The sequence below is a fragment of the Pseudomonas sp. PDM25 genome, from assembly GCF_019219045.1.
Classification (GTDB): domain Bacteria; phylum Pseudomonadota; class Gammaproteobacteria; order Pseudomonadales; family Pseudomonadaceae; genus Aquipseudomonas.
Genome location: NZ_JAHUWL010000044.1, coordinates 1 through 4,316 on the forward strand (window position 1 = coordinate 1; position 4,316 = coordinate 4,316).

Annotated in this window: 1 protein-coding gene; it reads left to right on the forward strand. The window is 59.3% G+C overall.

Going from position 1 to position 4,316, the window contains the following annotated elements:
- On the forward strand, positions 1-3,995 hold a 3,995-nt coding region (locus KW848_RS31190), incomplete at its 5' end, for an NEL-type E3 ubiquitin ligase domain-containing protein (protein ID WP_218539161.1).
- Between the last annotated feature and the right edge of the window lie 321 nt (positions 3,996-4,316).

The window sequence follows — 4,316 nt, forward strand, 5'->3', positions numbered from 1 at the left end:
TCGACTGGTCGAGCGTGTTGTCGGTGATGTCACCGGGCCTCGACCTGGACAAGTTCAAACTGCTGCAGGCGTTTTTCGCCAATGGCCCGGCCGGGGTCAGCGAAGAGATGCTGCGCCAGCGCGACATCTACCGGCAAAGCCGCTTGAGCGGCCCGGTGATTGCCTATGTGCCGGACGACCCGCAGCACCCGCTGAAAGAGTACGCCTCGCTGGCGGACTTCATGAAAACGCTGATCCGCCAACTGCGCGAGCCGGACTATCAAGCGTTCTTCAGCCGCTTCGTGGCGCACAAGGACCAAGGCCGGTTCTTTGCCCGGGTCCGCGAGCGCCTGAGCCGGATCACCTGGCAGCAGCGCGAACCGCTGGACATGGGGCCCTGGTGGCGGGAAACCGCGGTGGAGAACCCGAATGCCGAACCCGTCACCCACCGGCTGGCGGGTGAGCTGTGGCCGCAGCTGTATCGGCTCAAGCGCGACAAGGCACTCAGCGACGCGCGCGCAATTGCCGTCCCGACCGGCGATGAGGACGCCGCCACGCGCTGGAAGCGCCTGAGCAGCTACCTGGACATCGGCTGGAACGTCTTCAACTTTGCCGCGATGCTGGTGCCGGGGCTGGGCGAAGCCATGCTGGCGCTGATGGTGGCGCAGATGGCCGAAGAGTTGCTGGAAGGCATCGAAGACTGGAGCAAGGGCGACCGCGACGAGGCGTCGGCGCACATCAACGGGGTCATCATCAACTTTGCGCAACTGGCCCTGATGAGCGCCGGGCACGTGATCCCGCAGGCGGCCCGGCTCCCGGTCAAACCCAGTGCGCTGATCGACAACCTCAAACCGGTGGAACTGCCCACGGGCAAGACCCGCCTGTGGAAACCGGACCTGACGCCGTACGAGCATCCGGTGGCGCTGCCGACCGAGGCCAAACCCGATGACCTGGGGCTGTATCGACACAACGATCAGCAATGGCTGCGCCTGGAACAAAAGCATTACCAGGTGCGCCAGGACCCGGCGACGGGCGAGCATCGCCTGCAACATCCGACCCGTTCCAACGCTTATCAACCGGCGGTGGAGCATAACGGCGCTGGCGCCTGGAAAGCCGAAACCGAGCAACCCTTGACCTGGGAGCGTCCGACTTTGTTACGACGCCTTGGCCACCGTGTGGACGCGTTAAGCGATGGCGAGCTTGAGCTGGCCCGCAAGATCAGCGGCACCCACGAAGGCCTGTTGCGCAAAATGTATGTCGAGCGTGAGCCCCTGCCGCCATTGCTGGCCGATACCCTCAGCCGTTTCGAGGCCTACCGACAGACCGAAAACCTGGTCTCGCGGATGGAAAGCACTGAGCCGGGTGTCCACGTGACGATCGATCACAAGACCGAATTGTTCAATACGCGCTACGCCAGTCAGCAAGTGTCGGGTGATCCACGTGTCGAGCTGATCAAAAGCCGTTTCACCGGCGTCCCCACCAACATTGTCGAAGACGTGCTGGCCGGTGCTTCCAGCGCCGAGCGCCGACAAATGGCGCAATGGGATTTTGCCAATCCGCAACAGACCAAGCCTGTTCCTCTGCGCCTGGCCGAGGCGCTGCGCAATGCTCAGCGGGAAGTGCGTCTGTCGCGGGCCTATGAAGGGCTGTATCTGCAGGTCGCATTGACGGCGGATACCGAGACGTTGGTTCTGCACACACTGGAAGCATTACCGAGCGGGAAAAAAAACCTGCGAATTGAAGTGCGCAATGGTTCCTTCAATGGCGAACTGCGTGCCAGCGTCGGCCCGCAGGATGCAACCGAGCGCAAGGTCCTGGTGCGCAACGAAGACGGACGATACGAAGCGCGTGACAGCGACGATAACCATCTGCATGGCGCGGACGATCTGTATGCGGCTCTGCAGCATGCTTTACCGCAAAACCATCGCGCCGCGCTGGGGCTTCCTCATGTGGGGCAGGGGGCAGAATTGAAGCAGCTGATCAAGCAGCATGTTCTGTCGCGCGACGGCTTGCGCAAGGCGTTGCGAATGCAACCGATCAAACCTTTTTTCAAGGCGCCAATGCGCGGGGGCGACGGCACCTTTGGCTATCCTTTGAGTGGTCGTGGGCAAGGCACGAATCTGCAGATGGCAGAGCGACGTGCGAGAGTTCGCCGGCTGTATCCCTCCCTTGGCAATGCAGATGTCGAAATGGTTTTGGCACAGGCGGAGCGTGCGCAGGCTCATCCCACCTATCCGTTGTCAGTCGAAGAGTATTTGCTGGGTCTTGAAGAAGAATTCGCCAGCCTGCAACAGGAGGCGAACGCCTGGGTGGATTCACCGGGGACACACGTCTTGCCCGATGGGAGTATTGAACCGGTCAGCCGGCAGGACCGGCAGCGGGTGGCCGACTTGCTCCGGCGTTGCTGGCAGAGGACCAATTCGCCGCAGCAAGCGACCGGCAGTTTGTACGCCGAGGGTGTTCTGAGCCTGACCGGCCTGCGTATCGGGGAGCTTCCAGTGTTGACTCGAGCTCTTTTTACGCACGTTTATTCACTGGACCTCAGTGCCATGGCGCTTGGTGAGATAACGGCCAATTTCCTTGAGGCGTTCCCCAACTTGCGCGAGGTGAGCCTGGAGAACAATCGGCTGCAAACGCTTCCGCAAACATTGCGGCTGATGCCGCGGCTGCAGGCGCTGTATCTCTCGAGGAATGTCATTTCGTTGAGTCCGGAAGCCATCGTAGCCCTCGAGGGATTTCCGGCGCTGCGACAACTGCACCTGAGCCACAATCCCTTAGGGCGCATTCCCGATTTCCGGCGGATGCCAACGTTGAGACAACTCAACCTGCGCAACACTGGGCTTACCGAGTGGCCAGCGGGGCTGGATGCTTTGCCGCACCTTCAAGGCATCGACCTGCGCGATAACCTCATCACCCGGGTGGCGGACGAAATCCTCAATCCCGCCGAGGAAAACGCAGCTGCTGCGCGTCGGGTATTCAACAGTGCCGTTCTGGACGGTAACCCGCTCACTCCGGCTGCTCTGGAAGACTATGCCCAGGCCTGGCTACGTATTCCACCACCCGAGGATGGGGTGCCGATAGCCATTGAACCCCTCGCGGTTGCCGACCCTTTGGCAAACTCCAATGAGCGATTGCAACACTGGATGCGCGACCTTCCGGCTGGAGAGCGTGCCGCCAGACAAGAGCAGTGGAGTTTGCTCGAGGGGGAAGATCCCCGCAGTCAGGAGTTCTTCAGGCTGCTGGAGAATCTGCGACAAACAGGTGAGTACAGGAACGCTTACCCTGATCTGCAGGCTCGGGTATGGGCACTGATGGACGCCGCTGGAGAGTCCGAGCAATTGCGCACCGAGTTGTTCCGTCTGGCCGGGGATGTGGAAACCTGTGCCGATGGGGCTGCGCTGATTTTCAGTCGCCTGGAGGTCAAGAGTCTGATCAGCCACGGCTTGAGCACGCAGGCGACCCCGGAGCTTTCCGCACTGGCAAAGGGTTTGTTCAGGCTCGACGAAGTCGAACGGATTGCGCAACAGGATGCGAGCGAACGGATTCAGAGCATTTCGGCCAATCACGCGTTGACCCTGGAGCAGAAGGTCCAGGAAATTCTGCTGATCGATCGAGTCGAGATTCGTCTTGCTTACCGTATCGGACTGAAGGATCGACTGGGTTTACCGGGGCAGCCGCAGCAGGCCAGGTATATCGGCGTGGCTGATGTGACGGCGACGATGCTCGATGCTGCCGAGCAGCGGGTGTTGGCCCTGGACAATTCGCCCCAGGAATTTGCGGCGACCACCCAGCGTGATTTCTGGCGAGGGTTTCTGAAGCACAAATACGCCGATGAGTTTCTGCTGGAACAAGCGCCGTTGCACGCACGACTCGAGGCGCTGACGGCAACGGAGATGGCAAGTCAGGAATACCTGGTCAAGAGTGCGGAACTGGCCAGGGAGTTCGAAGCGGTTGAAGATGCATTTATCAAACGCAAGACGCAGATGGAATTGCCTGATTTGAACGCAGGAGATTAACACTGCGCGTATTGAACACCCCGAAGGTTGCTTCAAACGCAACGTTCGGGGTTTTTTTATATTCGCTCGCTGGTGGAACATAAGTGATGGGAGGTGGTGGTATTTATATATATCCATCTCTTTAATATTCGAATGATTATTCAACTATTGCCCAGAGCGTTCAGCAGGTTTTTGGTCTTTTGTTTTATTGCGCAGGATTTAAGCTGAGGGCTTATCAAGTTGTTTTGGATTGTCAGTTTATGGATGAGTTACAGGATGTAAGCGATGTTTCAAGTTCGCCAGTTTTACCGGCGAACAACAACGGTGTTCATTATGAACGTA